Origin of the sequence: Streptomyces sp. NPDC017936, from assembly GCF_044328485.1 — a bacterium.
GTDB lineage: Bacteria > Actinomycetota > Actinomycetes > Streptomycetales > Streptomycetaceae > Streptomyces.
Genome location: NZ_JBIRHK010000001.1, coordinates 865483 through 889695, shown reverse-complemented (window position 1 = coordinate 889695; position 24213 = coordinate 865483). Strand labels below are relative to the sequence as shown.

Genomic DNA, 24213 nt, shown 5'->3' with positions numbered 1-24213 from the left:
GCCACCACCGAACAGCTCACCGGCCTGCCCCCGGCCCTGGTCGTCACCGCCGAGGCCGACGTCCTGCGCGACGAGGGCGAGGCCTACGCGGGCAAACTCCGCGAGGCCGGCGTTCCCGTCACCGCCGTGCGCTACCAGGGCGTCATCCACGACTTCGTCATGCTCGACGCCCTGCGCGAGACGCACGCCGCCGAGGCCGCCATCCACCAGGCCGTCGGCGTGCTGCGCACCGCGCTGCACACCCGCTGACGCGGCGTCCCGTCCCCTTCGTTCCGAGGAGAACCGACATGGTCGCCACCCCGACCGTCCTGCTCGTCCACGGCGCCTTCGCGGACGCCGGCAGCTGGTCCGGTGTCATAGCGGAGCTGCAGAACCACGGCATCCCCGTGGTGGCGCCGCCGAACCCGCTGCGCGGCCTGGCGTCCGACGCCGCCTACATCGCCTCGCGGGCCTCCCAGATCGACGGTCCGGTCGTCCTGGTCGGCCACTCCTACGGCGGCGCGGTCATCTCCGTGGCGGGTGCCGCGGAGAACGTCGTGGGCCTGGTCTACATCGCGGCCTACGTCCCCGAAGAGGGCGAGAGCCTCGGTGAGCTGCAGGGACGTTTCCCGCTCTCGCCCCTGGTGAGCAACCTCGAGGAGGCGACGTACCCGGTCGACGGCGGCGAGCCCGCGGTCGAGGTCACGATCAACGCCGACGCGTTCCCGGCCGTCTTCGCCGCCGACGTTCCGGCCGCCGTCACCAAGGTCCTGGCGGCGGCGCAACGTCCTTTGGCCACCTCGGTGTTCACGGAGACGGCGTCGGCCGCGGCGTGGAGGACCAAGCCTTCCTGGGCACTCGTGGCCGGCGCGGACGAGGCGATCAACCCGGAGGTGGAGCGCTTCGGCGCGAAGCGGGCCGGAGCGACGGTCGTCGAGATCGACGGCGCCTCCCACGCCGTCGCCGTCTCCCGGCCCGGGGCGGTCGCCGAACTGATCCGGGAAGCGGTCCGCGCGACCACCTGACGCGTCCGTGCCGGGTGCCCGGCGGCCGTGTCCCGCCGGGGCCCCTCGACGGTCGGCCCGCGGGCACCGTACGGTCGGCGGTGATCACACCGGACCGGCCGGGCGCGCGACCCGGGCCGCGGGGAGGAAGGGCGGGAGCGCCGATGGAGGACAAGGACCCCTGGATCAGACCACTGCGCCGTGCCGCACCACCTCGCGCGCGCGTGCTCTTCTTCCCGCACGCCGGCGGCGCCGCCCCGTTCTACGCGCCGTTCGCGCGGCGGTTCCCCGAGGGGTACGACGTCGCGGCCGTTCAGTACCCGGGGCGGCAGGAACGCATGGGTGAACCGTTCGTGACGACCGTCGAAGGACTCGCCGACCGTCTGGTGCCGTCCCTGCGGCGATGGGCGGCGGAGCCCGTGCCGCTCGTGCTCGTCGGCCACAGCATGGGGGCGTCCGTCGCCTTCGAGACGGTGCTCCGGCTCGGGCGCGACCGGTCGACGGCGCACTGCCGTCTCGTCGTGTCCGGCCGGACCGCCCCCTCGGCGATGCGCGAGAACCGCGCCTTCGGCTCCGACCAGGAGATCATCGACCACCTCGCCGGTCTCGGCGGCACCGATCCGGCGGTCTTCCGCGACCCGGAGCTCATGGACCTGTTCCTGCCCGTCCTGCGCAACGACTACCGGGCGGTCACCCGGTACCGGCCGGTCCCCGACACCGTGGTGGACACGCCCGTCCTCTGCCTGACCGGGGACCGGGACCCACAGGTCGCACCGGAGGAGGCCGCCGCCTGGAAGAGGCACACCACGGCCGGTTTCCGGCTGGAGGTCCTCTCCGGGGAGCACTTCTACCTGACGGACCATCCGGACACCGTCGTGCGGCTCGTCGCCGAGTGCGCGGGCGTCGACGGACGATGACGGGCGGCGCCCCCGCGGTTCGCGGGGGCGCACAGCACGAAGCCCGGGGACGTACAGCATGGGACCCGGGGGCGCACAGCACGAAGCCCGGGGGCGTACAGCGCGAAGCTTGGGGGCGTACGCCCGCGCACGCGTGATGCCGGTGTGCGCCGGTGACTTCCTCCGCACACCAAGACGTTCCTCCGGGACCGGGCGCCCGCCGGGGGCCCGTGCCGCGCGGCGTTCGGGCGTGTCGCCGTCCGGCCCGGCCGAAGCCCACGGGGTGCGCGTCCCCGGGTCCGGGACGGACGGCGCAGGTGGCGGCGGTCATGGCCCGGTGGGCGAGAGGGAAAGTCAACTTTTCACCCAGGCGGCGAGTTTGAGGGTGGAGCGACGGGATACACGCATGTGGCGGTGGGCTGCTGACAGGCCGTCTCCCCTTCGATTCCGGGGGGTTGCCAACGTGTGACCCAACGTGAAAACTGTGAGCGCATTCGGCCCGGACAGATCGTGCCGAAGCGCGTTTTTGGCGTGCAAAGCACTACATCATGGGACAGGGGAGTCCTGCGCGGGCCGCTGCGCGGGAGGAGTCGCTGGGGGAATGAGTGATGTCTGCTTGGTGCCCGAGGCGCGTGTCGCCGGGCCGCGGGCGTGGGGGCCGGCCGGCCGCGCGGCGGACGCCCGGACCGCTCGGAACCACCGCCCCGCCGTACGGCACCCGCCCCCAGGTCTGTTGACGCCCCGGGAGGTCACCGGCATTCCGTGAGAAGAGGACGGGCGGATCGCTTCCGAGCGGCGACCGGCCCGGCCACGGATCGGCCACCCGGCGCGGGGCGAGGGCTGCCGCGCGGTGCCGCGCCCGTCGACCACGCCCGTGACAGCCACGGCTTCCCGCCCGGCGAACCCGCAGCCCCGTCGTGCCCGCGTGTCCTCACCCAAGGAGAAACGGTGACCAGCACCCAACCGACCGCGACCGGATCGCCCCTGGAGGCGTTACCCGACCAGTGGCGGTCCTTACGCGAGGCGGGTCCCGTGACCTGTGACGAAGGGCAGGGGCAGTGGCGTGTCGTGGACCACCGGACGGTCTCCGCCGTTCTCGCCGACCCGGCGACGTACTCCTCCGACCTCACGTCGATGACCCCCACCCAGGAGGACTTCGAGACCTTCCGGCAGGGCAACTTCGTCGGCATGGACCCGCCGGAACACCGCAAACTCCGCACCCTGGTGAGCCAGGCCTTCACCCCGAGAGTGGTCCAGGGGCTCGCACCCCGCATCGAGGCCGTGTGCGCGCGCCTGCTCGACGGGGTCGCCGACCGTGACCGGTTCGACCTGGTCGACACCCTCGCCTACCCCCTGCCGATCATCGTGATCGCCGAACTCCTCGGCGTCCCCGCCGACGACCACAGGCTGTTCCAGGAGTGGGCCGGCACCCTCTTCGGCGGCGACCAGCTCGGCGACAGCCTCGACATGGCCGACCTGGAACGGGCGCTGGAGGCCATCGCCCCGACCGTGCGCGAGATGAACGGCTACGTGCTGGACCACATCCGGCGCCGCCGCGCCGACCCCGGGGACGACCTCACCAGCAGACTCCTCACCGCCGAGGTGGACGGGGCGCGCCTGGCGGACGAGGAGATCGTCGGATTCGTCGCCCTGCTGCTGGTCGCCGGGCACATCACCACCACCGCGCTGCTCGGCAACGCCGTGGTCACCTTCGACCGGCACCCCGGCACCCTCGCCGCCCTGCGGGAGGACCCCGGCCGGTTGCCGGACGCCGTGGAGGAGGTGCTGCGCTGGCTGCCGCCCTTCCCCGAACTGGGGCGGCGCACCACCCGTCCGGTGCTGCTCGGCGGCCACGAGATCCCGGCCGACACCCTGCTGATGGCGCACCTGGGCGCCGCCAACCGCGACCCCTCCCGCTTCGCCGCTCCGGACGTCTTCGACGTGACCCGCAGCCCGAATCCCCACCTGACCTTCGGTCACGGCATCCACTTCTGCTTCGGCGCACCGCTGGCCCGGCTGGAGGCACGGATCGCGCTGCATATGCTGATGGAACGTTTCCCCACCCTCGCGGTCCCCTCCTACGACGACGTCGCGTACCAGAACCCGGCCGTCATCGTCGGCGTACGTCACCTGCCGATCGCCGTCACCAGGCCGTGACGCGCGTCGACGCGCCCAGGTCCCGCACCGCTCACCCGCGGACCGGTCACGTTCTCCCCGCACCCGCTCTCACCAGGAGTTCCTTTCCCATGCCGTACCCCACCGCCGCTCCGGCCACCGACCGGCCGCCGTCCCCGCCGCACCAGGAACTGCAGAGCCGGCTCGACCTCCTCGCGCGCGCCCACCGCGTCCCCGGCGCCCAACTGGCCGTCCACACCGGCACGCACACCCTCAGCGTGCACACCGGCACGGCCGACGCCCTGACGGGAACCCCGTTCACCGCGGACACGGCCGTACCCCTGGGCTCCATAACCAAGCTCGGCACGGCCGCCGCCGTGCTGCTCCTCGCCGACGACGGAGACCTCGACCTCGAAGAGCCCGCCGCCGAACTGCTGCCCGAACTGAGGTCGTTACCCGAGGTGACCGTGCGTCACCTGCTCAGTCACACCGCCGGCCTGCCCACCGGGCCCGACTCCGACAGCGCCGCCGGCGCCACCGCCACGCGCTACCTCTCGGCCGTCTGCACCGCGCAGCACACCCTGTTCCCGCCGGGAACCGGCTTCTCCTACTCCAACGCCGGCTACGTCGCCGCCGGCCGGCTCGTGTCCGAAGTGACCGGCATGACCTGGCAGGAAGCGGTGCGGGCGCTCCTCCTCGAACCGCTGGACATCGTCCCCGCCTTCCTCGGCGACGCCGCCCCCGCGCGGCCGACCGCCGCCGGCCACGCCCTCAACACGGCCACGGGCCTGGTGCGCCCGGCCCACCAGAACCTCGCCCCGGTGGAGGCTCCGGCCGGAGCCCTGCTGGCGAGCGCCGAGGACCTGATGGCCCTGGGAAGGGCCGTCATCGGCCGGTCCCCCGTCCTGCCCGCGTCCGCCGCCGCCCTGATGCGCCACCCCGAACCGGCCGCCGACCCCGGCGCCCTGGCGGACTCCTGGGGCCTGGGCCTGGCCCTCTTCGAGCAGGACGGCCGCATGTGGTGCGGCCACGACGGGAACGCCCAGGGCACCTCCTGCCATCTGCGGGCGGAGCCGGACAGCGGCGTGGTCGTCGCCTTCACCGGCAACTCCGGCGGCGCCACCGCCCTGTGGCGGGACCTCGCCGTCGACCTCGTCCGGCTCACCGGCATCAGCGTGCCGACCGCCCCGGCCACCGCCCGCCGCGGCCTCGCCGTACCGCTGCCGGAGTGCGCCGGCACCTACCGCAACGGGGGCACCGAGTACACGGTCAAACTCGACGGGGACGGCATGCCGACGCTGTCCGTCGACGGCGACTGCCCCATCCCGCTGGTGTGCTACCCGGACCTGTCCTGCGACCTGGTCGACCCGGCGACGGGCCGGCACGAGCCCGGCGGCCGGTTCCACCGCGACCCCGCCACCGGGGCCGTCGACCGCCTGCAGATATCCGGGCGCACCGCGCGCCGCACCGGCACCGTCTGACCGAGCCCACGTCCGCGTCACGCACCCGCCCCGTACGCACGGACCCGCCGCACCGCTCCGGTGTGCCCGCAGACCGCCCGAGACCGGTGCGGCGGGTCCGCGCGCCGCCCCACGCCCGAAGGACTTCACCCCGATGACGGACCTGCACGCCCAGCGCCCCGCCGCGCCCGCCCCCGCACCGGTCGGCACCCCCTCGCCGGCCCGCACGGACCACGCCACCCGGCACGTCCCGCTCGGTGAGCTGTTCACCGGGTGGGTGACGCGCGACCCGCACGCCCCCGCGGTGACCGACGGCCGGCGCACCTGGTCGTACGGGGAACTCGCGCGACGGGCCGGCCGCCTCGCCGCCCACCTCGTCGCCGGCGGCGCCGGACCGGAGCGGACGGTGGCGCTGGTCCTGCCGCGCTCGATGGAGCTGATCGCCGCCGAGCTGGCCGTGGCCCTGGCCGGCGCCGCCTTCCTGCCCGTGGACCCCGCCTACCCGGCCGAACGGCGCGCCCTGATGCTCGCCGACGCCGCACCGGCCGTCGTCCTGGACGACCCGGACCGGGTCCGCGCGCTGATGGAAGCCGAGGACGCCGAGGACGGGGGCACGAACCCGCCCGGGAGCCGAGCGCTCCCCGACCACGCCGCGTACGTCATCTTCACCTCCGGCTCCACCGGCACCCCCAAGGGCGTCACCGTCACCCACCGCGGCATCGGCGGCTTCGCCGCGGCCGCCGCAGAACGGTACGCCGTCGGCCCGGGCGACCGCGTGCTGCAGTTCTCCTCGCCCAGCTTCGACGCCTCCGTCCTGGAGCTGTGCACATCCGTCCTGTCCGGCGCCCTGCTGGTCGTGCCGCCGGACGGGCCCTGGCTGGGCGACGAGCTGGCCGCCGTGCTGGACGAGCACCGCATCACCCACGCCCTCATACCCCCCGCCGCCCTCTCCACCCTGCCCGACCCGGCGGACACCGGCGGCGCGCCCCACCTGCGCACCCTGATCGTCGGCGCCGAGGCGTGCCCGGCCGCGCTCGTCGACCGGTGGGCCCCCGGCCGCCGCATGATCAACTCCTACGGGCCGACCGAGGCCACCGTCGTCGCCACCTGGACCGGCCCGCTGGCCCCCGGCACCGGCACGCCGGCCATCGGCAGCCCGCTGCCCGGCACCGAGGCCCACGTCCTGGACGCGGCGCTGCGCCCGGTGGAGCCCGGCGCCGAGGGCGAACTGTACGTGGGCGGCGACGGACTGGCCCGCGGCTACCTCGGCCGCCCCGGCCTGACCGCGACCCGGTTCGTCGCCCACCCCTCCGGACCGCCCGGCGCCCGCCTCTACCGCACCGGCGACCGGGTGCGCCGCAGGGCGGACGGCGAGCTGGAGTTCCTCGGCCGGGTCGACCGGCAGGTCAAGGTGCGCGGCTTCCGCATCGAGCCCGGCGAGATCGAGGCCGCCCTGACCCGCGAACCCGGCGTCCGCGAGGCCGTCGTCGTGGTCCGCGACGAGGAACCCGCCCGCGGCCGGCTCGTCGGCTACGTCACCCCCGCCGACCCGGCCCGCGGACCCGAGCCCGCCCGGCTGCGCGCCGCCCTCGCCGCCGCCCTGCCGGCCCACATGGTGCCCTCCGCCGTGGTCGTCCTGGACGCGCTGCCGCTCACCCCGCAGCACAAGATCGACCTGCGGGCCCTGCCCGCCCCCGGCGGCACGCGCACCGAGGAGCGCGTCGAGCCGCGCACCGACGACGAGCGGGCCCTGGCCGCGATCTGGGCCGACGTCCTCGGCGTCGACTCCGTCGGGGTCACCGACGACTTCTTCGACCTGGGCGGCGACTCGGTCCTCGCCGCCCGCACCCTGACGCGGATCCGGGAAGCCCTCGGCGCCCGGCTCTCCCTGCGCGACGTGTTCACCGCGCGGACCGTGGCCGCGCTCGCCCCGCTGGCCGCGCAGCCGTCCGCCGCCGCGCCGCCGGACCCGATCCCCTCCGCCCCGCGCGGGGAGCCCGTCCCGCTCTCCGGCGCCCAGCGGCGCCTGTGGTTCCTCGACGACCTCACCGACGGCGCGGCCGAGTACAACACCGGCGTGGCGCTGCGGCTGCGCGGCCCGCTCGACACGCCGGCCCTGCGCCGCGCCCTGGACCGGCTCGCCGCCCGCCACGACTCCCTGCGCACCACCTTCGCCACCGTCGACGGCCAGGGCGTCCAGCTGGTCGCCCCCGAGGCGGCGCTGCCCCTGCGCACCGATGACGTCGCGCACCTGCCCGCCGACCGCCGGGACGACGCCGTCGAGCGCCTGCTGACCGAGGAACTGCGCCGCCCCCACGACCTGACGACCGGGCCCCTGACCCGGGCGCTGCTCGTCCGCCGCGCACCCGAGGACCACGTCCTGCTGCTGGCCCAGCACCACATCGTCACCGACGGCTGGTCGGTCGGCGTCCTGACCCGGGACCTGGCGGCGCTCTACCGCGCGGAGGCCCGCGACGAACCGGACGGCCTCCCCCTGCCGGGCGTGCAGTACCCGGACTTCGCGCTGTGGGAGCACGAGCGGCGCACCGGCGACGCGGACGCCGACGACCTCCGCTACTGGAAGCGCCACCTGGCCGGCCTGCAGCAGCTCGACCTGCCCACCGACCGGCCCCGGCCGGCGGTGCGCACCACCGCGGGCGCGGCCCACCGCCACACCCTCCCCGAGCACCTGGTGGACCGGCTGCGGCAGCTGGCCCAGGGCCGCGGCACGACCGTCTTCACGCTGTTCGCCGGGGCGGCGGCCGTGCTGTTCTCCCGCTACTCCGGACAGCGGGACGTGGCGTTCGGGACCGTCACCAACGGGCGGGACCGCCGCGAACTGGAGGACGTGACGGGCTTCTTCGCCAACACCGTCGTGCTGCGCGGCGAGGTGGACGACGCCGTCACGGTCGACCGGTTCGTGGAGTCCGTGCGCGCGACCGTGCTGGACGCCTTCGCGCACGACGGCGTGCCGTTCGACCGGGTGGTCGAGGAACTGGCCCCGCCGCGGGACCCCAGCCGCACCCCGCTGGTGCAGGCGCTGGTGGTGCAGCAGACGGCGCCCGCCCGGCCCCCGCTGGCGGCCGGGGTGCGGATCGAGGAGCACCCGCTGCCCCGCCCGGCCGCCCGCTTCGACCTCGTGCTGGAGTTCGCCCCGCGCGGCGACGGCGACTGCGAGCTGACGGTCGAGTACAACACCGACCTGTTCGAGGCCGCGACCGCGGCCCGGATGAGCCGCCAGCTGCACCGCCTGCTGGAGGGCATGGCGGACGGCCCGCACCGGACGCTGGCCGAGCTGCCGCTGCTGTCGGACGACGAGCGGCGCACGCTCCTCGACTCCTGGAACCCGCCCGCGCCGGCCGGCGACCGCGCCGACGGGGCCACGCTCCCGGCGCTGTTCGAGGCGCAGGTGGCCCGCACCCCCGACCGGACCGCCGTGACCTGCGGCGGGGTCCGGCTGGACTACGCCGGGCTGAACCGGCGCGCCAACCGGCTCGCCCGGCTGCTGACGGCGCGCGGCGCGGGCCCGGAGACCCTGGTGGCGCTGTGCCTGCCGCGCTCCGCCGACCTGCTGCCGGCGCTGTGGGCCGTCCTGAAGTCGGGCGCCGGGTACCTGCCCGTCGATCCCGGCTACCCGGCCGAGCGGATCCGCTTCATGCTCGCCGACGCGGCCCCCGCCCTCGTCGTCGCCACCCGTGAGACCGCCCACGCGCTCCCCGACGCCTGCGAGCCGCTGCTCCTCGAGGACGCCGAGGACGCCGGGCCGTCCGGCGCCGCCGCCCCGGGCCCGTCCGACGCCGATCTGACCGACGCCGACCGGATCCGGCCGCTCGACCCGTCCCACCCCGCCTACGTCATCTACACCTCCGGATCCACCGGCCGGCCCAAGGGCGTGGTCGTCGCCCACCGCAGCGTGGCCGCGCTGGCCGCCTGGGCCGGGGAGACGTTCGGCCCGCGCGGGCTGGCCCACGTGGTCGCGTCCACCTCCCTCAACTTCGACGTGTCCGTCTTCGAGCTGCTGTGCCCCCTGCTGGCCGGCGGCGGCGTCGAGGTGGTCGCCGACCTCCCGACCCTCGCCGACGGCTCCGGCCCGCGCCGGGCCGGACTCCTCAGCGGCGTCCCGTCCGTGCTCTCCCGCGTGCTCGGCGGCGACGGCGCCGTCGAGGCGGACACCGTCGTCCTGGCCGGTGAGGCCCTGCCCGCCCGGACCGTGCGGGACATCCGGGACGCCATGCCCTCGGCCCAGGTGGCCAACCTCTACGGCCCGACCGAGGCCACCGTCTACGCCACCGCCTGGTTCGCCGACGGCACCGTCCCCGACCAGGCCCCGCCCATCGGCCGTCCCGTCGCCCGCACCCGCGCCTACGTGCTGGACCGCCTGCTGCGCCCCCAGCCCCCGGGCGTCATCGGCGAGCTGTACCTCGGTGGCGGCGGACTGGCCCGCGGCTACCTGAACCGGCCCGGCCTGACCGCCGCGCGCTTCGTCGCCGACCCGTTCGGCGCCCCCGGCGACCGCATGTACCGCACGGGCGACCTGGTGCGCTGGAGCGCCGACGGCCGGCTCGAGTACCTCGGCCGCGTCGACCAGCAGGTCAAGGTGCGCGGCTTCCGCATCGAACTGGGCGAGGTCGAGGAGGCACTGCGCCGCTGCGCGGGCGTCGCCGAGGCCGCCGCGACCGTCCGCGACGGCGACGGCCACCGCCGCCTGGCCGGATACGTCGTCCCCGCCCCCGGCGCCCGCGTGGAACCGGAGGCGGTGCGCCGCGAACTCGGGCGGACCCTGCCCGACTACATGGTCCCCGCGGCCGTCGTGGTGCTGCCGACCCTGCCGCTCAACCCCAACGGCAAACTGGACCGCGGCCGGCTCCCCGACCCCGCGCCCGCGCAGACCGCCGCACGCCACGTCGCGCCCCGCACGCCCACCGAACGGACCCTCGCCGCCGTCTGGGCCGAGGTCCTGCACGTGGAGCGGGTCGGCGCGGACGACAACTTCTTCGCGCTGGGCGGCGACTCCATCCTCAGCATCCAGGTCGTCGCCCGGGCCCGGCAGGCGGGCCTCACCCTCACCTCGCGCGACGTCTACCGGCACCAGACGATCGCCGCCCTGGCCCGCCGCGCCGACGAGGCGGGGAGCCGGCGGCCCGTCGCCGCGCCGGCGCCCGTCGAGGCGACCGGCCCCGCGCCGCTGACCCCCATCCAGCACTGGCTCTTCGACAGCGCCGCCGAGCGGGCCGGGCACTTCGGCCAGACGCTCTCGGTGGAACTGCACGCCGGCGTCGACGCGACCGCCCTCGAGGACGCCCTCAACGACGTGATCGCCCACCACGACGCCCTGCGCTCCCGCTTCCTCGCCGACGAGGAGGGCGTGCGGTGGCTGATCGACGGCCCGGCCGCCCGCTGCCGCCTCGCGCGCCACACCGGTCCGGACACCGACACCCCGCACCTCGGCCCCCACGACCTGCGCCACGGCCCGCTGCTGCGCGCCGTGCTGCACGACCGGGGCCCCGGACGGCCGCACCTACTGCACCTCGCCGTCCACCACCTCGTCGTCGACGGCGTCTCCTGGCGCCTGCTCCTGGAGGACCTCGACCGGGCCTACCGGGCCCGCCGCGCCGGCCGGGACGGAGCGGCGGCGCTGCCCCCGAAGTCGTCCCCGCTGCGGCACTGGGCCGAGCGCCTCGCCGCGCACACCGCCGCCGGCGGATTCGACGACGAGAAGGCGTACTGGGCGCGGGCGACCGAGGGCGCCCGCGCCGCCCTGCCGACGGACCGGACGGGCGCCGACACCTACGCCTCCCAGCGCTCGGTCACGGTGCGCCTCGGCCCCGAGGACACCGAGGCGCTGCTGCGCACCCTGCCCGAGACCTACCGCACCCGGGCCAACGACGTCCTGCTCGCCGCCCTCGGCCGGGTGCTGTGCGGCTGGACCGGCCACGACCGGGTGCTGGTGGACGTCGAGGGCCACGGCCGGGAGGAACTGTTCGACGACGTCGACACCAGCCGCACCGTCGGCTGGTTCACCACCCGCCACCCCGTCGCCCTCGCCGTCCCGCCCGGGGCGCACTGGGACGCCGTGCTCAAGCAGGTCAAGGAGCAGCTGCGCGCGGTGCCCCGGCACGGCCTCGGCCACGGCGCCCTGACCCTGCCGGGCCGGGACGCCGCACCGCTCCCGGCGACCACCGCGCAGATCAGCTTCAACTACCTGGGCCGCTTCGGGCTCTCCGGGGCCTCCGAAGGACTGTACGGCGGGCCGTTCCGCCCGCTGGAACTGGACGCCGACCCCTCGGCGCCGCGCCCGCACGCCCTGGAGGTCGTGGGACTGCTGGACGGCGACGGCCTGGAGTTCACCTGGTTCTACTCCGACGGACTGCACCGGCGGGAGACCGTCGAGGACCTCGCCGGACGGTTCGCCGACGCGCTGGCCGACCTCGCCCGCCACGCGGCCCGGCCCGGCGCCGCCGGCCGCACCCCCTCGGACTTCCCGCTGGCCCGGCTCGACCAGACGCAGGTCGACCGGATCGCGGGCGGGGACCCCGCCGGCCTGGAGGACGTCCACCCCCTCACGCCCACCCAGGCCGGCATGCTCTTCCACCGGCTCTCGCAGGACGACCGCGGCGTGTACTTCCAGCAGCTGACGTTCGTCCTGGACGGCGTGGCGGACCCGGCCGTGCTGGCGGACGCCTGGCAGCGGGTCACGGACCGCACGCCGGTGCTGCGCGCCCGCGTGGTGTGGCAGGACGTGCCCGAGCCGCTCCTCGTGGTGCAGCGCCGGGCGGCCGTGCCGGTCGAGCACCTGGACTGGCGCGGCCTGTCCGACGCCGGGCGGGAACAGCGGCTGCGCGACCTGCTCGAGGACGACCGCGCCCGCGGCGTCGACCTGACGCGCGCTCCGCTCCAGCGCCTGGTGCTGGCCCGCGTCGGTGACCGCGCGGTCCGCGTGGTGTGGTCCTTCGACCACCTGATCCTGGACGGCTGGAGCCTGTTCCAGGTCCTCTCCGACGTCTTCGCGTGCCACGCCGGCCTGACGGGCGCCGCGGACGTCCCGCTGCCCGACCGCCGCCCCTTCCGCGACTACGTCGCCTGGCTGCAGGGCCGCACCGACCGGGACGAGGCCGAACGGCACTGGCGGACCCGCCTGGACGGCCTGGACGAGACCACCGCGCTGCCCTTCGACCGCGAACCGCGCGAGAGCCACCGCGCGGAGTCGACGCGGGCCGTGCGCGTCACGGTGCCCGAGGCCACCACCCGGGCCCTGGAGGGCCTGGCCAGGACGGCGGGCCTGACCGTGAACACCCTCGTGCAGGGCGCCTGGGCGCTGCTGCTGAGCCGCCAGGCGGCCCGCGACGAGGTGGTCTTCGGCACCACCGTCTCCGGACGGCCGCCCGAGCTGCCCGGCGCCGACGCCATGACCGGCCTGTTCATCGCGACCCTGCCCACCCGCGTGAGGGTGCCACGGGACGGGACGCTGCTCGCCTGGCTGGCCCGGCTCCAGCAGGAGCAGAGCGAGGACCGCCGCCACGACCACGTGCCGCTGCACCGGATGAAGGCGTTCACCGCGCTGCCCGAACGCGCCGCCCTGTTCGACAGCATCGTGGTGTTCGAGAACTACCCGGTCGACGACGACCTCGCCGCCGCGCACGGACTGCGGATCGGCGGCCTGGACGGCATCGAGACCACCAACTACCCGCTCAGCCTGGTCGCCTACCCCGGCACGGAACTCGCCCTGCGCCTCGGCTACGACCCGGACCTCTTCGACGCCGCCACCGTCGGGCGGATGGCCGAGTACCTCACCGTGCTGCTGGAGGGCTTCGCCGCCGCACCGCACAGCGCGCCCGCCCGCCTGCCCCTGCTGACGGCCGCCCGGCGCGAGCAGGTCCTCCACGCGTGGAACGACACCGCCACCCGTGCCGCCGCGGCGACCACCGCGGACCTGTTCGCCGCGCAGGTGCGGCGCACCCCCGACGCCGTCGCGCTGCTGGCCGGCGACGAACGGCTCACCTACCGCGCACTCGACGACCGGGCCGGGGCGCTGGCCGGCCGGCTGGCCGCGCTCGGGGTCCGCCCGGAGGTCCCCGTCGGCGTCCTGATGGACCGCTCGGCCGGGCTCGTCGTCACCCAGGTCGCCCTCGCCCGCCTCGGCGGCGTGTACGTCCCGCTCGACGGCAGGGCGCCGCGCGAACGGCTGCGCACGATGCTCGAAGAAGCCGGCGCCGGTCTGCTGCTCACGGACGGCGCCCGGGAGGAGACCGCCGCCGCCCTGCTGCCGGACGGCGTGGTGCTGCGGCCGGACGGCGACACCGCCGGCGCACCCGCGTCCGACGCGACGCCCGCGGTGGACCCGGACCACGTCCAGTACCTGATGTTCACGTCCGGCTCCACCGGCGCCCCCAAGGGCGTGGCGGTGCGGCAGCGGGACGTCGCGGCGCTCGCCCTCGACCGCGCCTTCGCCGCCCACGACCGGGTCCTCGTGCACTCCCCGCACGCCTTCGACGCCTCCACCTACGAGCTGTGGGTGCCGCTGCTGCGCGGCGGCACGGCCGTGCTCGCCCCGCCGGGGGACCTCGAGGCCGCCGCCGTGCGCCGCGCGATCACCGAACAGGGGGTGAGCTGCCTGTTCCTGACGGTGGGCCTGTTCCGCCTCCTCGCCCAGGAGGACCCCGCCTGCCTGCGCGGCGCGCGGGAGGTGTGGACCGGCGGCGAGGCCGTGCCCGGCTCCGCCGTGCGGCGCGTGCTGGACGCCTGCCCGGACCTCACCGTCGTCGACGTGTACGGCCCGACCGAGACCACCACCTTCGCCACCCGGCGGGTCTTCCGCGCCGGTGACGCGCTGCCCGCGGCCCTGCCCATCGGCCGTCCCCTGGACGACACCCGCGTGTACGTCCTGGACGGCGCGCTCCAGCCGCAACCCCCGGGCATACCCGGTGAGTTGTACGTAGCCGGCGCCGGACTGGCCCGCGGTTACACCGGACGGCCCGGCGCGACGGCGGCCCGCTACCTGGCCGACCCGTTCGGCCCGCCCGGCGGACGGATGTACCGCACCGGCGACATCGTGCGCTGGAGCGACGACGGCGAACTGCACTTCGTGGGGCGCGCCGACGACCAGATCAAGATCCGCGGCTTCCGCGTCGAGCCCGCCGAGATCGAGGCCCGGCTCACCGCGCACCCGGCGGTCGCCGAGGCGGTGGTGTCGGTGTCGCGGCACGCCGGACGGGGGCGCCTGGTCGCCCATCTGGTGCCCGCCCCCGGCGCGGCGGTGCCGCCGGCGGCCGAGCTGCGCGAGAGCCTGTCCGGCGGACTGCCCGACTACATGGTCCCGGCCGCGTTCGTCACCGTGCCGGAGCTGCCCCTGACCGCGAACGGCAAGGTCGACCGGCGGCGCCTGCCCGACCCCGACCCGTCGGCGGCGACGGGCGCCGCCTACCGCGCGCCGCGCACCGACGCCGAGCGGACGCTCGCCGGCATCTGGGCCGAGCTCCTCGGCGTGGAACGGGTCGGCACGGACGACAACTTCTTCATGCTGGGCGGCGACTCGATCGTCAGCATCCAGGTCGTCTCCCGCGCCCGCGCCGCGGGGCTCGCCCTGACCCCGAGGGACCTGTTCCGCCACCCCGTGCTCGCCGGCCTGGCCACCGCCGCGACCGGCGCCGCCCGTACGGTCGCGGACACCGGTCCGGTGACCGGCGAGGTCGGGCTCACCCCGATCCAGCGCTGGTTCCTCGACGCCGAGCCGCCGCGCCCGGAGTACTTCAACCAGTCCGTGGTCGTCGAGACGGACCAGGACGTCGACGCCGGCGCGCTGGACGCCGCCCTGACCGCGCTGTGGGCCCACCACGACGCCCTGCGCGCCCGCTTCACCCGCGCCGCGGACGGGACCTGGCGCCAGGAGTACGCCGCGCCGGACACGCGGGCCCCCCGGCTGCTGCGGACGCACGACCTGGGCGGCCTCGACGCGCGGGCCGCCGAGGAGGCCGAGGCCCGCCTCTCGCAGGAGGCGCACACCGGGTTCCGGCTGGACACCGGCCCGCTGATCGCCGCCCGGCTGTTCACCGGCGGGGACCGGGCCGCGCGCCTGCTGCTGACCGCCCACCACCTGATCGTCGACGGCGTCTCCTGGCGCGTCCTGCTGGAGGACCTGGAGACCGCCTACCGTCAGGCCCGGGCCGGCGAGCCGGTACGGCTGCCGCAGCGCACGACGTCCGTGCGGGAATGGGTGCGGCGGCTCGCCCGGCGCGCCGGCGAGGGGGACCTCGCCGCGCAGCGCGCCCACTGGGAGGCCGTGGCACGGCACTGCGCCGACCCGCTGCCGGTGGACCTCGACGGCGGCAACACCGTCGCCGACCTGCGCGCGGTGACCGTGCGCCTCGACCGCCGGCGGACCGACGACCTCCTGCGCCGGGTCCCCGGCGTCTACCGCACCCGCGTCGACGACGTCCTGCTGACCGCCCTCGGCCGCGTGCTGGCCGACTGGACCGGCCGTCGCGCCGTCGCCGTGGGACTGGAGGGGCACGGCCGCGAGGACCACCTCTTCGACGACCTCGACCTGTCCCGCACGGTCGGCTGGTTCACCAGCCTCTTCCCCGTGGCCCTCGAACTGCCCGAGGGGGACTGGGGCGCCGCCCTGAAGTCGGTGAAGGAACAGCTGCGGGCCGTACCCGACCGGGGCGTCGGCCACGGCGTCCTGCGCCACCTGGCGGGCGACGAGCGGCTCGCCGCCGCGCCGCTGCCCGGCATCAGCTTCAACTACCTGGGCCGGTTCGACTGGTCGGCCGCCGACGGCGCGCTGGTCCGGGCGGTCCCCGGCGGCCTGGACGGCGCCGAGGACCCCGGGGCGCCGCGCCCGCACCTGCTGGACGTGGTGGCCCGCGTCGAGGACGACGAGCTGGAGATCACCTGGCACTACAGCGGCGGACGCCACCGCGAGGAGACGGTCGCCTCCCTCGCCCGGGGCATGCTGCGGTCGCTGGAGGAGATCGTCGCGCACTGCGCCGCCCCGGACGCCGGCGGCCGCACGCCCTCGGACTTCCCGCTGGCCCGCCTCGACCAGCCGGCCGTCGACCGGGTCGTGGGGGACGGGCGCGCCGTCGAGGACGTGTACCCGCTGACGCCGATGCAGGCGGGCATGCTGTTCCACAGCCTCATGGACCCCCGGGCCCGCACCTACGTGAACCAGGTGCAGGTGGTGCTGCACGGCGTCACCGACCCGCACGCGCTCGCCGAGGCCTGGCAGCGCACGGCGGACGCGAACCCGATCCTGCGCACCCGCCTGGTGTGGCAGGAGACCGCCGAACCCCTCCAGGTGGTCCAGCGGCGGGCCGTCGTGCCCGTCGCCCACCACGACTGGTCCGGACGGCCCGCCGAGGAGTGCGCGCGGGACATGGAGGCGCTGCTGGAGGCGGACCGGCGGGCCGGGATCGACCTCGGAGCGGCCCCGCTCATGCGGCTCGCGCTGATCCGGCTCGCGCCGGACCGGGTGCGCATGGTGTGGACGTTCCACCACGTCCTGCTCGACGGCTGGAGCGCCGCCCAGGTGTTCGACGAGGTGTGCGAGCGGTACGCGGCCCTGACCGCCGGACGCCGTCCGCAGGTGCCCGACCGGGCGCCCTTCGCCGACTACCTGCGGTGGCTGGCCGCCCGGGACACCGGCCGGGCGGAGCGCCACTGGCGCGAGACCCTCGCCGGGTTCGCCGTCCCCACCGAACTGCCGCGCGACCGGCGCCCCGCCGACGCCCACCGCACGTCCTCGTCGGGGACGGTCCGGGTGGCCCTCGGGCGGGAGGTGTCGGCGCGGCTGAAGGAGACCGCGCAGCGGGCCGGGCTGACCGTCAACACGGTCCTCCAGGGCGCCTGGGGGCTGCTGCTGCACCACTACGGCGGCGGGGACGACGTCGTCTTCGGCACGACCGTGTCCGGCCGCCCGGCCGAACTGCCCGGCGTGACCTCCATGGTGGGCCTGTTCATCAACACCCTGCCCACCCGGCTGCGGATCGACGGCGAGAGCCGGCTGCTGGAGTGGCTGCGCGAGGTGCAGGCCGCCCAGTCGGAGGCCCGGCGCCACGACTTCGTCTCCCTCGCCCAGTTGCAGACCTGGAGCGAGGTGCCCGGCGGCACCGGCCTGTTCGACAGCATCGTCGTCTTCGAGAACTACCCGTTCGACGAGGGCGCCCTGGCCCGGCACGGGATCACCGTCGAGCAGGAACGCGACCTGGAGCCGACCAACTACCCGCTCAGCGTGGTCGTCGCCCCCGGCGACGACGTGACGGTGTCCCTGGACTACGACCCGGCGGCCTTCGACGCCGCCACCGTCGAAGGGCTCGGCGCGGGCCTGCGCACCCTGCTGACGCGGATCGCGGCCGACCCCGACCGCCGCCTGGCCGACCTGCCGGCGCTCGACCCGGCCGACGGCCGCCGCCTGCTGGACCGGCTCGCGGGACCGGTGGTGAGCCTGCCGCGCCGCACCCTCCCGGACGCCTTCGCGGCCCAGGCCGCCCGCACCCCCGACGCCCCCGCCGTGACCGCCGGCGCCGAGCGCCTCACGTACCGGCAGCTCGACGAGCGCGCCGACCGGCTGGCCCGCCTCCTGATCGAGGCCGGCGCCGGACCGGAGCGGTTCGTCGCGCTGGCCCTGCCCCGCACCGCCGACCTGATCGTGGCGCTCCTCGCGGTCCTCAAGAGCGGCGCCGGCTACCTCCCGGTCGACCCCGGCCACCCGGCGGAGCGCATCGCGTTCCTCTTCGAGGACGTCCGCCCCGACGCGGTGATCACCTGTGCGGAGACCTCCGGGCGGCTGCCGGACGGCCCGTACGCGCGGATCGAGCTGGACGACCCGGCCTGCGCCGAACGCCTGGCCGCCGCGTCCGCCGCCCCCGTGAGCGACGGCGAGCGGCGGGGCACGCTGCTGCCGGAGCACCCCGCCTACGTCATCCACACCTCCGGCTCCACCGGCCGGCCCAAGGGCGTCGTCGTCCCGCACGCCTCGGTGGTGGCGCTGGCCGACTGGGCCGCCGCCGAGTTCACCGGCCGCGACCTCGCCCACGTGGTGGCCTCCACCTCGCTCAACTTCGACGTGTCGGTGTTCGAGATCCTCACGCCGCTGCTGGCGGGCGGCCACGTCGAGGTCGTCCGCGACCTGCTGGCCCTCGCCGAACGGCCCGGACCGTGGCGGGCGGGACTGCTCAGCGCCGTCCCCTCCGCCCTGGGCCGCCTGCTGGCCGAGGACACCGTGCGCGTCACCGCCGACACCGTCGTCCTGGCCGGCGAGGCGCTGCCCGCCCGCGCCGTCCGCCAGGTGCGCGAGACGGTCCCCGGCTGCCGGGTCATGAACATCTACGGACCCACCGAGGCCACCGTCTACGCCACCGCCTTCACCTGCGACCCGGCGGACCCCGACCGCGTCCCGCCCATCGGCCGGCCCGTCGGCGGCGCCCGCGCCTACGTCCTCGACGCACGGCTGCGCCCCGTGCCCGTCGGCGCGCCCGGCGAGCTGTACCTCGCCGGGACCGGCGTGGCCCGCGGCTACCTGAACCGGCCCGGCCTGACCGCGTCCCGCTTCCTCGCCGACCCCTACGGTCCGCCCGGCGGCCGCATGTACCGCACCGGCGACCTGGTCCGCTGGACGGCCGACGGCGACCTGCTGTACCTCGGCCGGACCGACGACCAGGTGAAGGTGCGCGGCTTCCGCATCGAACTCGGCGAGGTGGAGGCCGCGCTGGCCCGCCACCCGCGGGTGGCCGCGGCCGCCGCCCGGGTCGTGGAACACGACGGCCACAAGCGCCTCGTGGGCTACGCCGTGCCCCGCGCCGGCGACGCCCCGGCCCCGGCCGACCTGCGCGCCTTCCTCGCCCGGACGCTGCCCGACCACCTGGTCCCGGCGGTCGTGGTGGAGCTGGAGCGGCTGCCGCTGGGCACCACCGGCAAGCTGGACCGGCGGGCCCTGCCCGAACCGGTGTGGTCCGCGGCCACCACCACCGAGGACACCCGCGCGCCGCGCACCGCCGCCGAGCGGACGCTCGCCGCGATCTGGTCCGAGGTGCTGGGCGTGCCCGGCGTGGGCGCCACGGACAACTACTTCGCCCTCGGCGGCGACTCCATCCTCGGCATCCGGATCGTCTCCGCCGCCCGCCGGGCCGGACTCGCGCTGACGCCCCGGCACCTGTTCCGGCACCAGACGGTCGCCGAACTGGCCGCGGCGGTCGAGGAGTCCCCGGCCGAGCCGACGGCCGCCGCCGAACAGGGCCCGGTGGTCGGAGACGTCCCGCTGACCCCCGTGCAGCACTGGCTGTTCGACACCCTCACCGGCGACCCGGCCCGCCTCACCCAGACGGTCTCCTTCGAGCTGGCGTCCGACACCGACGAGACGCTGCTGCGCGCCGCCCTCGCGGCGGTGCTGGAGCAGCACGACGCGCTGCGCATGCGCTGCGAACCGGCCGGCGACGGACGGTGGCGCCAGTACGCCGCCCCGCCCGGCGCCGCGCCGCACCTCGAGGTGCACGACGCGTCCGCGGCGCCGGACGCCGTGGCCGCCGGCCTGTGCGCCGGGTTCGACCTGGCCGAGGGCCCGCTGCTCAAGGCCGCCCTGTGCCGCCCCGGCGGCGACCGGCCGCCCGTCCTGTTGCTGGCCGCCCACCACCTGGTCGTCGACGCGGTGTCCTGGCGGGTGGTCCTGGAGGACCTCGACGCGGCCTACCGGGCCCTGCGCGCCGGCGCCGCCCCGGACCTGGGCCCGAAGACGACCTCCTTCCGGGAATGGGCCCGGCGCCTGGCCGCGCACACCGCGGCGGGCGGCTTCGACGACGAGATCGCCCACTGGAGCGGCCTGCGCCCCACCGCCCTGCCGACCGACCTCGCCGGCCCGAACACCGCCGCCGACGAGGAGACGGTGACGGTGAGCCTGGACGGCGAGGACACCCGACGGCTGCTCCAGGACGTCCCCGACGCCTACCGCACCCGCGTCAACGACGTCCTGCTGTGCGCCCTCGGCCGGGTCCTGGCCCGCTGGACGGGGCAGGACCGGGTGGTGGTCGCGCTGGAGGGCCACGGCCGCGAGGACCTCTTCGACGACGTCGACCTCGCCCGCACCGTCGGCTGGTTCACCGCCATGTTCCCCGTGGGCCTCGACGTGCCCCGCGACGCCGGCCTCGACACCGCGCTGAAGACGGTCAAGGAGAACCTCCGGGCCGTGCCGCGCGGGGGAGTGGGCTACGGCGCGCTGCGCCACCTGCACCCCGCGGCGGGACGCGGACTGCCCGGCCTGCCGCAGGTGGGCTTCAACTACCTGGGGCAGCAGGACTGGGACGCGTCCGAGGGCGGTCTGCTGCGCGCGCCCCACGACGGGCTGGGCGGCGGCATGGACCGCGCGGCCGACCGGCCGCACCTCATCGACGTCCTCGGCCGGGTCACCGACAAGCGGCTGGAGTTCACCTGGTCGTACTCCCGGCGGGTGCACCGGCACGAGACCGTCGCACGCCTGGCGCAGGAGACGGCGGAGGAACTGCGCCGGATCGTCCGGCACTGCGCCGAGCCGGGCGCGGGCGGCCGCACCCCGTCGGACTTCCCGCTGGCCGCCCTGGACCAGGCGGCCGTCGACCGGCTCGTCGGCGACGGGCGCGACGTGACGGACGTCTACCCCCTCACCCCCACGCAGACCGGCATGGTCGTGCACGGCATGGACGAGCCCGGCGAGGGCCTGTACACCGAGCAGATCACGTTCGTGGCGGACGGCGTGCGCGAGCCCCGGCTGCTGGCGGCCGCCTGGCAGCACGTCGTGGACCGCACGCCCGTACTGCGGACCGCCGTGGCGCTGAGCGGGGTGCCGGTCCCCCTCCAGACCGTGCACCGCCACGCCACCCTGCCCGTCACCGCACTCGACTGGAGCGGCCTGGACCCGGAGCGGCGGGAGACCGAGCTGCGGCGGCTGCTCGACGAGGACCGCGCCCGCGGCATCGGCCTGGACCGTCCCCCGCTGCTGCGCGTCACCCTGATCCGGCTCGGCCCGGACGAGGTGCGCGTGGTGTGGACCTTCCACCACGTCCTGCTGGACGGGTGGAGCGTCTTCCACGTGCTGGGCGACGTGATGGCCGCGCACGCCGCGCTCGCCGCCGGCGGCGAGCCGCGGCTGCCGCGGCGGCGCCCCTTCGCGGACTACGCCGCCTGGCTGGCCGGTCGGGACACCGCCGCCGCCGAGGAGCACTGGAAGGCCGCCCTCGCCGGCCACTCCGCGCCCACCCCGCTGCCGTACGACCGCAGGCCCGCCCCGGGCGCCGCCGCCCGGTCGGGGACCTGGCTGTCCCGGCGGCTCGGCGCCGACGCCACGGCCCGGCTGACGGACTTCGCCCGCCGCCACCGGCTCACCCTCAACACGCTGGTGCAGGGCGCCTGGGCGCTGCTGCTGGCGCGCTCCGGCGGCGAGCGGGAGGTGTGCTTCGGCACCACCGTCTCCGGACGGCCCGCCGACCTGCCGGGCGCGGACACGATCACCGGCCTGTTCATCACGACCCTGCCCGCGCGGGTCACCGTGGACGAGTCCGCGCCGTGCGCCGCGTGGCTGCGGGAACTCCAGGCCGCCCGCGCGGAGGACCGGCGCTTCGACCACGTGCCGCTGACGGACCTGCACCGGTGGAGCGAACTGCCCGCCGGCACTTCCCTGTTCGACAGCCTGCTGGTCTTCGAGAACTATCCCGTGGGCGACGCCACCGCCGGCGCGCACGGCGTGCGCATCCGGGACCTCGACGCCCGCGAGGCGACCAACTACCCGCTGACCGTGGTGATCTCGCCCGGCGACGAGCTGAGCGTGGAACTCGGTTACGACCCCCGGTACTTCGAGGAGACCACGGCCGACGCCCTGGCCGACCGGCTGACGCACACCCTGTCCGTCCTCGCCGGATCCGCCGACCGGGCGCCGCTGCACGCGGTCGACGTGCTGCCGCCCGGCGAACGGCACCGGCTGCTGCACGGCCCCGCGCGCCCGCAGCTGCCGCCGCCGGCCCCGGCGGCACTGCCCGCGCTGATCGAGGCCGCGGCCGACCGCTGGCCCGAGCGGACGGCCCTCGACGCGGGGGAGCGGACGCTGACCTTCGCCGCGGCGGAGGCGCGCGCCAACCGGCTGGCGCACCGGCTCGTCGCGCGCGGGGCGGGCCCTGGCGACATCGTCGCCCTGGTCCTGCCGCGCTCGGCGGAGATGGTCCTCGCCCAGCTCGCCGTGACCAAGGCGGGCGCCGCCTTCCTGCCGGTGGACCCCGGCTACCCGGCCGAGCGGGTCGCGCTGATGCTGCGCGACGCGGACCCCGCCGTCACCCTCACCGCCGAGGAGGTCGCCGACCTGCTCGCGGCCCCGCCGGACGACGTCCCGGACCACCGGCCCACCGACGCCGACCGCGTCCGCCCGCTGGACCTCGACGACCCGGCGTACGTCATCTACACCTCCGGCTCCACCGGCACCCCCAAGGGCGTCGTCGTCACCCACCGCGCACTGGCCGGCTTCGCCGCCGCCGAGGCCGCGCACTACCAGGTCCGCGCCGGGGACCGGGTGCTGGCCTTCGCCACGCCCAGCTTCGACGCCTCCGTGCTGGAGCTGTGCATGTCCCTGCCGAACGGCGCGGCCCTCGTCGTGCCGCCGCCCGGCCCGCTGCTCGGCGCCGAACTGGCGGACACCCTGCGCACCGCGCGCATCACCCACACCCTGCTGCCGCCCGCCGCGCTCGCCACCCTCCCGCCGGACACCCCCGGCACCCTGCCCGACCTGCGCACCCTGATCGTCGGCGCGGACGCCTGCCGGGCCGAACTGGTCGCCCGCTGGGCGCCGCACCACCGCATGGTCAACTCCTACGGGCCCACCGAGGCGACCGTCGTCGCCACCTGGTCCGACCCGCTGGAACCGGACGGCTCCGCGCCGCCCATCGGCCGCACCCTGCCCGCCACCGGCGCCTACGTCCTCGACGCGCGCCTGCGCCCCGTCCCCGACGGCGTGCCCGGCGAACTGTGGCTCGCCGGACCGGCCCTGGCCCGCGGCTACCTGGGCCGCCCCGGCCTGACCGCGACCCGCTTCACCGCCGACCCGTTCGGGCCGCCCGGCACCCGCATGTACCGCACCGGCGACCTGGTCCGCCGCGACGCCCGCGGCGAACTGCACCACCTGGGCCGCACCGACCACCAGCTCAAGCTGCGCGGCCACCGCATCGAGGCCGGCGAGGTCGAGGCGACCCTGGTGCGCCACCCGGCGGTGCTGGACGCCGTGGTGAGCGTGCGCGAGGACGAGCCCGGGCTGCCGCGCCTGGTGGCCCACCTGCTCGTCGCGCCCGGCGCCGAACCGCCCGCCGGCGCGGAACTGCGGGCCTTCGCCGCCCGCACCCTGCCCGGCCCCATGGTGCCCTCGGCGTTCGTGACGCTGGACCGGTTCCCGCTCACGGAGAACGGCAAGACCGACCGGGCCGCGCTGCCCGCGCCCGCCCCCGACACGGGGGAGCGGACGGCCGGGCACGTACCGCCCCGCACCCCCACCGAGGAGGCCGTCGCCGCCCTGTGGGAGGAGGCGTTGGAGACCACCGTGGGCGTCGAGGACGACTTCTACGCCCTGGGCGGCGACTCCCTGCGCGCCCTGCGGATCGCCTCCCGCGCCAACGACACCTTCGGCGTGACCCTCACGCCCCGCGACGTCCTGGTCAACCGCACCGTGGCCGCCCTGGCGGACCTGGTGGAGGAACAGGTGCTGAGCGAACTCGAAGACGCCGCACGCGGCGACAGCGACCACGAAGAACGGTGAGGACC

General features: G+C 76.4%; 6 protein-coding genes. All 6 read left to right on the top strand.

Annotation, left to right across the window (positions count from 1 at the left end):
* The coding region (locus ACH4F6_RS03605; RefSeq protein WP_397958183.1) for an alpha/beta hydrolase fold domain-containing protein at positions 1 to 249 on the top strand (249 nt) is incomplete at its 5' end.
* Between the two features lie 38 nt (positions 250 to 287).
* Entirely contained in the window at positions 288 to 1004 is a 717-nt protein-coding gene (locus ACH4F6_RS03600; RefSeq protein ID WP_397958182.1) for an alpha/beta fold hydrolase, read from the top strand.
* A 143-nt stretch (positions 1005 to 1147) separates the two neighbouring features.
* Positions 1148 to 1900: a thioesterase II family protein gene (locus ACH4F6_RS03595; RefSeq protein WP_397958181.1), complete on the top strand. Its 753-nt coding sequence runs from the start codon at positions 1148 to 1150 to the stop codon at positions 1898 to 1900.
* Between the two features lie 927 nt (positions 1901 to 2827).
* Entirely contained in the window at positions 2828 to 4036 is a 1209-nt protein-coding gene (locus tag ACH4F6_RS03590; RefSeq protein ID WP_397958180.1) for a cytochrome P450, read from the top strand.
* A gap of 89 nt (positions 4037 to 4125) precedes the next feature.
* Complete coding sequence (locus ACH4F6_RS03585; protein ID WP_397958178.1) at positions 4126 to 5475, top strand: serine hydrolase domain-containing protein; 1350 nt, start codon at positions 4126 to 4128, stop codon at positions 5473 to 5475.
* Positions 5476 to 5608: 133 nt separating this feature from the next.
* Positions 5609 to 24208 carry a non-ribosomal peptide synthase/polyketide synthase gene (locus tag ACH4F6_RS03580; RefSeq protein ID WP_397958177.1) on the top strand — a complete coding sequence of 6200 codons (18600 nt, stop codon included), beginning with the start codon at positions 5609 to 5611 and terminating at the stop codon, positions 24206 to 24208.
* The last annotated feature ends 5 nt before the right edge of the window (positions 24209 to 24213 follow it).

Bases quoted from the DNA above. Each gene is read 5' to 3' on its own strand.
- ACH4F6_RS03595 (WP_397958181.1), top strand. From the start codon at position 1,148: ATGGAGGACAAGGACCCCTGGATCAGACCACTGCGCCGTGCCGCACCA.
- ACH4F6_RS03580 (WP_397958177.1), top strand. From the start codon at position 5,609: ATGACGGACCTGCACGCCCAGCGCCCCGCCGCGCCCGCCCCCGCACCG.
- ACH4F6_RS03600 (WP_397958182.1), top strand. From the start codon at position 288: ATGGTCGCCACCCCGACCGTCCTGCTCGTCCACGGCGCCTTCGCGGAC.
- ACH4F6_RS03585 (WP_397958178.1), top strand. From the start codon at position 4,126: ATGCCGTACCCCACCGCCGCTCCGGCCACCGACCGGCCGCCGTCCCCG.